The organism is Mesorhizobium sp. M0159 (genome assembly GCF_040322295.1).
In the GTDB taxonomy this organism is placed as follows: Bacteria; Pseudomonadota; Alphaproteobacteria; order Rhizobiales; family Rhizobiaceae; genus Mesorhizobium.
Genome location: NZ_JAMYTF010000102.1, coordinates 1 through 7,027, shown reverse-complemented (window position 1 = coordinate 7,027; position 7,027 = coordinate 1). Strand labels below are relative to the sequence as shown.

Genomic DNA, 7,027 nt, shown 5'->3' with positions numbered 1-7,027 from the left:
CTTCCCTGGAGGCTTCCGGACGCCGGCCTCGAGCCACGCCATCTCAGTAGACGGCCGGCATCCGAAACCCATCACAGATCGCGTCATGCAACGCTCGCAACTGAATGACCGCAAAAGGGTCGAACTCGGTCGTTCAGAGTGATTTAGGTTTTGGGGATGAGAGCGGCCGGCCATGAGAAGTTCCCGAAATGTGAACGAGAGTGTCGGTAGCGCGCGCCTGATAGGGGCCCCACAAGCCACCCCCACCCCCGCCACCGACGAACCCCGCGGGGCGGGTGCCGGGGGCTACCAGCGCGACCCGAGCGGTGTCCGCGTTGCGGGCTCAGCGGCCCCCTTGTTGCAGTTCTGCGGCGATTGGTTCGAACGTCGACGATGATGATGAGGCGTCGACCTTTCGTGGCGTGGTGCGCTCACTTCTCCTTGATACCAGCATCCGCGAGACGGCAGTGGGCGTGTAAGGCTTTCCGGCACTCGACAGATATCCCGCCCCAGCCAGCGCCTTAGCGACGTCGGCCAGGGTGCGTTGGCGGCCATTGACCGGATATCGATGCAGCTTCTTTGCGAGCGCAATCAGCTCAAGTCCGCCATCGATCTCGGCATAGTTTCGGCGCTCACCGACTTTCTTGCCGGTCTCGCGGCGCTTGCGTTCGCGGGCACCCTTGAGCTTCTCCACCAGCATCGCTTTCTCAAACTCCGAGACCGCGCCGAGCACCTGACGGATCAGGTTCGCCGTCGGGGTGTTGCCGACAAAACTGTCGGGACTGTCGACAGCTATCAGCTCGATCCCACGTGATTTCAGCATCTCGTAGCCAGTCTCCTGAACAATCAGATCGCGGGCGAAGCGGGAGGCGGTCTCGACGAGGATGGTGCGCACACGATTAGACAGGAGCCGTTCGAGCATTGCGGAAAAACCGGGGCGCGCTGTGACCGCATCGGCACCGCTCACCGCTGCGTCGTAGTAGCTCTCGATGATTTCATAGCCAGTTGATCGGGCAAACGCCTCATCGGCCTCGCCCTGGCGCCGCTCGCTGTCTTTGTCGGCGCCCACGTTTGCTGCGGAAGAGGTCCGAAGATAGGCCACCGCCTGCCTCAAAGCCTTGCTGTCCATAGTCTCCCGCCCATAATTGATATCGTTTGCTTCAGCATTTGACAAATATTGGCGGGAAAATGGCCGGAAACCAAGCTCGGAAAGTGCCGACACTAAGATGGCGCCCCATCGTCCGCCATCTCTGTGTTACAGTGCAATTTCAACACCCACAGGAAGTATGTGCCGAACACGGGCTGGACCCGGAAGTACCGCCGCGCTTCCGTTACTGGATTGACCCGCGAGGAGGATCAAGCATGTCTGACCGCACCGACGTAGGCCCTCTGCAACTGGGCGAAACGGCGCCCAATTTCGTGCTCGACGCGATTACCCGCGAGGGCACCATCGCTATCGACGATTTCCGTGGCGAGAAACCAGTGCTGGTTGGGCTGTATCGAGGTCTTCATTGTCCTTTTTGCAGGCGTCATATCGCGACGATTTCGTTGCTCACCCCAGCCCTCAACGAGAAGGGCATCGAAAGCCTGACCGTGGTCAACACGCCCATCGAGCGGGCGCGCCTCTATCTGCGGTACCATCCGATGCTCGGTCTGCTCGCGGCATCCGATCCGGAGCGGACTTCACACCGCGCCTTTGGACTGCCGAATATGCAGATCACCGAAGACGAGAGCGCATGGCCGCAAAAGGTTTCGATGAGCGATGCGAAGTCCATGCGGGTCGACTTGCCGGGCGAGATGCCGGAGCCGATGGACCCGTTTGCGGCGCTCGAATATCTGAACAAGAAGGACAGCTACGATATCACGGAAGCGGATCAACAGATGATGGCCACCGGCATGGGGCAGCTCGTCGGCCAGTTCCTGCTCGACCGCGACGGTGTCGTTCGCTGGACCTCCACCGAGGTTCTCGATGGCGGCCTGTTCGGCGCTCCGAATACGCAGGAGCTAATGTCGGCAGCGTCGCACATTGGTCACTAGCGGCGCAGTTGCGGACATCGGCTGCACGGATAGCAGGTGTTATGCAAACCGTTAGTTCGAGCCGGGGTCGACGCGCTTCGGCGCGAAGATCGAATTGATCCTTAATATTACGGTAGTATCATCGAACCCTTACAACCGGGGGGTTGGATGGGCGTTGCAAGGATCAATCCAGTTTTGGAGCAGGCAATTGATGCAGTCCTCAAGAGGGCTGACTGGGAGGACAGAATATCGATTTCTGTCGCGTTACGCCGGGTTCGGGAGGCGGCACCTCATTTGGTCGCGACAGACCAAGAGATAAGGGACGCCATAGTCGAAGTTGCCGATGCCCTTCGGCTGTCAAGTAGCGGATAGTGACAGATAGTATCCACTGGCATTTCCCGACGGCTCAGAAATCCATCTGACCAAGAAGGGACCCAAGTGGAAGAAGGCTGTGCAGCTCTGCACCGAGGCATTGGCGGGCCGAGCGTCACCAGAAGAGGCACTTATGGCGTTCGAGGCTGCCAAGGAGGCCCTCTGTTTAGGGCTCGGCGTGCCCGATGTCCGGTTCCGCTTCCACATCGTGGCGCGTGCCCCTCATGGGAACATCGCCCAGGACGGATGAGCACCGCGTGCTGCAGTGTGCCGATGGATCCTTCGCGGCAATCGCCGTCACGACTAAACCGAATACAAGCGAAATGGCGAGGGCGACACCCATTGGGAGATGATGCATGCTGCCCGCCTACCGAGCGCTTCGAAGACGGTCGATGAACGTTTGGAGACAGTCCCATCACGGCCTCAAACATGCCTAACGAACCGTTATGCGGCGTCGGCGTTGCACTGCTTCTGTGGGTAGCCAGTCCCCCGGCTCTGCAATAGCCTTCTGATCCCGTAGGGAACCAGAACGACCGCCAGCGCTACCCAAAAGCCGGGGTCCGCCAACATCGCCATTTCACTGCGAAGCTCTTCCATCGCGTGTTTCCAAGGAGAGTGTGTTTTCAGCCTTCCGCCGCTGCTGCCGTAGCCGAGCCGTCTTTGCGTCGGGGCCGCGCGCTCAATATCGATTAATGACCGTGCAGCATCTGTCGTGCGCTGCTCTCTCTTATCTCTTTGCGTCCAAGTAGCCAAGCGTCGCTCCCTAAAGTGCATGCCGCCGACCTGGCGGCACGGTGCTGCTTGATCGAACCATGGTCGCAGGCGAGTGTTCCATCAAAGCAGCAAAAAAGCCCGCCGCACCTTTCGGCACGGCGGGCGATCATGTGGGAAGGCGTGATGGCTACGTGATGAAGGCCATCAGTAGAACATCAAAGTCGCGATCAAACTGATCAGTGCGACTGAAGTGGCCGGTGGTGTGGTTGTGGGCAAATTGGGGCAGGGGATTGGAAGCTGCAGCGGGTCGGGTGGTCGGGTCCACTCGTGGCTTTCTCATTCTCCCGTGATTCGCTGTTCTGTGAATGCTTCTTCGAGGTTTGCGGCGCAGCGCCGACGCTTGTTAGCCGGGTGCGCGAACAATCAACTCAATCGATTGTCGGTGCGAAGAAGAGACTTCAGACAGCTTCTATGGGAGATCCTTGATCTTTCGTCAAATAAACCGAACAAGACTGGTCTTTTCAACTCCCCTGAACATCGGGCTCGCCGACTATGCACGATGCCACACCGGCGACTATAATTCCGAAATTATACGAACATCATGACGACGATCGCACCGATAACGATCAGAACAAGGCCGCCGATCAGCATTGGCAACAGACTATTGTCCGGCTCGATACCAGACTCAAACTGCGTTGTTATCGGCTTATCGCTCTTCTTTGGTTCAGCCATGGCTCGCCTCCGTGCGAGAAAAATCGGCATCGCCTATGCGCCGCTGGTGGCGCGCACCGTCCGCGCCGCCGTGCGCGAGCAGAAGCAGCGCGACTATGTCAGCGCCGCCCGGCTTGGCGGCGAAGGCGCGCTCGCCATCATTTTCCTGGAGATTCTGCCCAATATTAGGGAAACGATCCTCATCGAGCTCGTCACCCGGCTGGGCTATGCGTTCTTCTCGATCGCGACATTGAGTTTTCTCGGTCTCGGCATCCAGCCGCCTTCCGCCGATTGGGGGCTAGCCGTCGCCGACGGCTACGGCTTCCTGACCGGTGGCAAATGGTGGGTCGTCGTCTTCAACTCCGGCGCGATCGTTTCACTGGTCATGGCAACGAACCTTATTGCCCAAGGCATAGGCGCGTTTGAAAATGGTGATGGATGAATGCGAAGCCGTATTGATGGCCTGAGCTTCGGTCTGCTCGCTATACGGACATTGCTACGTCCATTAGCAGAACGGCATTTTTCTCCGCGAGGCCGAAAAATCGGAACGTAGTTCCTTATCTCTATAGATTTTGTCGAATATCGTCTGCCCCGGTTTGGAAATGACCCGATGCGCATGCAGGGTCCGGGAGATTGACGAGTTGGCACGGCTATCGGTTCTCGGAATATCCGGCGGCGTAAGCACGCCATCGCGCACTACTGCGGTGGTCAACGCGCTGGTCAAGGCAGTCGCCTTGCGCGTCCCGGCAGACACCGGCCTGATCGAAATCACGGAGGCGGCGCCTTCGATTTTCGCCGGGCTGTCTCGTGGCGCGCTCGGCGCGTCTGGCGAAGCGATCATCCAGCGTGTCGAGAAGGCCGACCTCCTCGTGGTCGGAACGCCTGTCTATCGGGCTTCCTACTCCGGGGCCCTCAAGCACCTGTTTGATCTCGTCGACTACCGTGCGCTGGCTGGCAAGACCGTGCTTCTCGCGGCAACAGGCGGAAGTCCATACCATGGCCTGGTTCTCGAACATCAGCTCCGGCCATTGTTCGGTTTTTTCGGGGCCGTCACCGTCCCGACCGGCGTCTACGGCGCGCCCGACGATTTCGTCGATGCCAAGATCGTCGGCGCAGCGATTATCGAGCGCATCTCACGGGCCGCTGCCGAAGCGGTCTCCTTGCTTAATTCCAGTGATGCAAACACTGCCGTCGCCACGCGCGTCGGTTGAAGCCAATCAAAAGGGGAAACGAACGAAATGACCTCGAATTCCGACGACGTGAAATTCGCTTACTGGGTCCCGAACGTTTCGGGCGGCCTTGTCATCTCCAACATCGAGCAGCGGACAGGCTGGGACATCGACTATAACCGCAAGCTTGCTCAGATCGCCGAGGCCAACGGCTTCGACTACGCGCTGAGCCAAATACGCTTCACGGCCGGCTATGGCGCCGACAACCAGCACGAATCCGTATCGTTCAGCCATGCCTTGCTTGCGGCGACCACAACGCTGAAAGTCATCGCGGCGATCCTGCCCGGCCCATGGAATCCAGCGCTGGCGGCCAAGCAGATAGCCACCATCAACCACCTGACCAATGGCCGTGTCGCGGTCAATGTCGTGAGCGGCTGGTTCCGCGGTGAGTTCGCCGCCATCGGCGAGCTGTGGCTCGACCATGACGAGCGCTATCGCCGCTCGGAGGAATTCATCCGTGCGCTGCGCGGCATCTGGACCGAGGATAATTTCACGCTAAAGGGCGACTTCTATCGCTTCACCAACTACTCGATGAAGCCGAAGCCGATCGATCCGCAGCCGGAGATCTTCCAAGGCGGCTCATCGCGCGCGGCGCGCGACATGGCTGCGCGGGTTTCCGACTGGTATTTCACCAACGGCAACACGCCGGAAGAGATCAAGAAGCAGGTTGACGACATCAAGACCAAGGCGAAGGCCAATGGCCACAAGGTCAAGATCGGCGTCAACGCCTTTGCCATCGCTCGCGAAACCGAGGCAGAAGCGCGCACCGTGCTCGACGAGATCATCGCCAAGGCCAATCCGGAGGCGGTGCAGGGTTTCGCCGATCAGGTCAAGAATGCCGGCAAGGCCTCGCCGGAAGGCGAGGGTAACTGGGCGAAATCCTCCTTCGAGGATCTTGTCCAATACAATGACGGCTTCCGCAGCAATCTCATCGGCACGCCGGAACAGATTGCCGAACGCATCCTCAAGCTGAAGGATGCCGGCGCGGATCTGATCCTGCTCGGCTTCCTGCATTTCCAGGAAGAGGTGGAGTTCTTCGGCAAGCGCGTCATCCCTCTGGTGCGCGAACTGGAAGCGGCGCGCGACAGGGAGCTCGTCGCCGCGGAATAGGACAGGCGCGGCCTTCAGGCCGCCGCCCGCACGCCTTCAAAATCAGGAACGTTTCATGATTGGTGCTTCGCTGGGAGCCGCCGCATACGAGCGCGCGCCCGAAATTTCCGGCATTCTTGCTGGTGCTGGTCCCGTCGAGGACACGCGCCCGGCGCGCCTGTCGGCAAAGGCTGATGCGATCCTGGCGCTGGGCGGGATCAGCATTTCCTTTGGTGGCGTCACGGCACTGCGGGATGTCGACCTCGAGGTCAAAAGCCGCGAGATCCGCGCTGTGATCGGTCCCAATGGCGCCGGCAAATCCTCGCTGATCAACATCATCAGCGGCCTGTATCACGCCGATCAGGGCAAGATCGTGATCGATGGCCAGTCCTTCTCCCGGGTGTCGGCAAGCCGTCTGGCACGGCTCGGCGTCGCGCGCACCTTCCAGAACTTGGCACTGTTCGGTGGGCTTTCAGTGCGCGACAACATCGCGTCGGGCCGCGTCCACACCCGGCGCGCCAGCTTCGTCGAACATATTGCGGGCTTGCCACGCGCCCGCCGCGAAGATGCCGCGATCGCTGAAAAGGTCGACCAGACAATCGCCTTCCTGCATCTCGAGGCTGTGGCCGATCGCCTGGTCGCAACGCTGCCCTACGGCCTGCAGAAGCGGGTCGAACTGGCGCGCGCGCTTGTCGCCGAGCCGAAGATCCTGCTGCTCGACGAGCCGATGGCTGGCATGACGGCGACCGAGAAGGCCGAGATGGCCGGTTTCGTGCGCGCAGCGCGCGACCGGCACGACGTCACCATCATCCTCATCGAACACGACATCGGGGTGGTCATGGGGCTCTCCGACCGCGTCGCCGTGCTCGACTACGGCCGCAAGATCGCCGACGGGACACCGGCCGAGGTCAGGGCCA

Annotated in this window: 7 protein-coding genes; 5 read left to right on the top strand and 2 right to left on the bottom strand. The window is 60.3% G+C overall.

Features of this window, described 5'->3' with window-relative positions; genetic code table 11:
* Positions 1-322: 322 nt before the first annotated feature.
* Positions 323-1,108: a recombinase family protein gene (locus NKJ32_RS34810; protein ID WP_352830432.1), complete on the bottom strand. Its 786-nt coding sequence runs from the start codon at positions 1,106-1,108 to the stop codon at positions 323-325.
* A gap of 233 nt (positions 1,109-1,341) precedes the next feature.
* Here NKJ32_RS34810 and NKJ32_RS34805 point away from each other — a divergent pair, with 233 nt between their 5' ends.
* Positions 1,342-2,016: a peroxiredoxin-like family protein gene (locus NKJ32_RS34805; RefSeq protein ID WP_352830435.1), complete on the top strand. Its 675-nt coding sequence runs from the start codon at positions 1,342-1,344 to the stop codon at positions 2,014-2,016.
* A 1,653-nt stretch (positions 2,017-3,669) separates the two neighbouring features.
* Here NKJ32_RS34805 and NKJ32_RS34800 read toward each other — a convergent pair.
* On the bottom strand, positions 3,670-3,813 hold the full coding sequence (locus NKJ32_RS34800; RefSeq protein WP_352830431.1) for a hypothetical protein: 144 nt from the start codon (positions 3,811-3,813) through the stop codon (positions 3,670-3,672).
* On the opposite strand from NKJ32_RS34800, the gene NKJ32_RS34795 reads away from it, so the two are divergent.
* From NKJ32_RS34795 to NKJ32_RS34780, 4 genes are all read left to right on the top strand, one after another.
* Positions 3,812-4,234 carry an ABC transporter permease gene (locus NKJ32_RS34795; protein WP_352830428.1) on the top strand — a complete coding sequence of 141 codons (423 nt, stop codon included), beginning with the start codon at positions 3,812-3,814 and terminating at the stop codon, positions 4,232-4,234. The genes NKJ32_RS34800 and NKJ32_RS34795 overlap by 2 nt on opposite strands.
* A gap of 199 nt (positions 4,235-4,433) precedes the next feature.
* On the top strand, positions 4,434-5,003 hold the full coding sequence (msuE, locus tag NKJ32_RS34790) for an FMN reductase (RefSeq protein ID WP_352830425.1): 570 nt from the start codon (positions 4,434-4,436) through the stop codon (positions 5,001-5,003).
* 27 nt (positions 5,004-5,030) lie between these two features.
* Positions 5,031-6,131 (top strand): dimethylsulfone monooxygenase SfnG, encoded by a 1,101-nt coding sequence (sfnG, locus tag NKJ32_RS34785; RefSeq protein ID WP_352496336.1) that lies wholly within the window; start codon positions 5,031-5,033, stop codon positions 6,129-6,131.
* 55 nt (positions 6,132-6,186) lie between these two features.
* Positions 6,187-7,027 (top strand): ABC transporter ATP-binding protein (locus NKJ32_RS34780; RefSeq protein ID WP_352830423.1); only part of this gene is annotated, 841 nt, incomplete at its 3' end.

What these genes read in the sequence shown, in the direction of transcription:
- NKJ32_RS34810 (WP_352830432.1), bottom strand. Translation starts at nt 1,108, where the DNA reads ATGGACAGCAAGGCTTTGAGGCAGGCGGTGGCCTATCTTCGGACCTCT.
- NKJ32_RS34805 (WP_352830435.1), top strand. Translation starts at nt 1,342, where the DNA reads ATGTCTGACCGCACCGACGTAGGCCCTCTGCAACTGGGCGAAACGGCG.
- NKJ32_RS34795 (WP_352830428.1), top strand. Translation starts at nt 3,812, where the DNA reads ATGGCTCGCCTCCGTGCGAGAAAAATCGGCATCGCCTATGCGCCGCTG.
- NKJ32_RS34800 (WP_352830431.1), bottom strand. Translation starts at nt 3,813, where the DNA reads ATGGCTGAACCAAAGAAGAGCGATAAGCCGATAACAACGCAGTTTGAG.
- sfnG (WP_352496336.1), top strand. Translation starts at nt 5,031, where the DNA reads ATGACCTCGAATTCCGACGACGTGAAATTCGCTTACTGGGTCCCGAAC.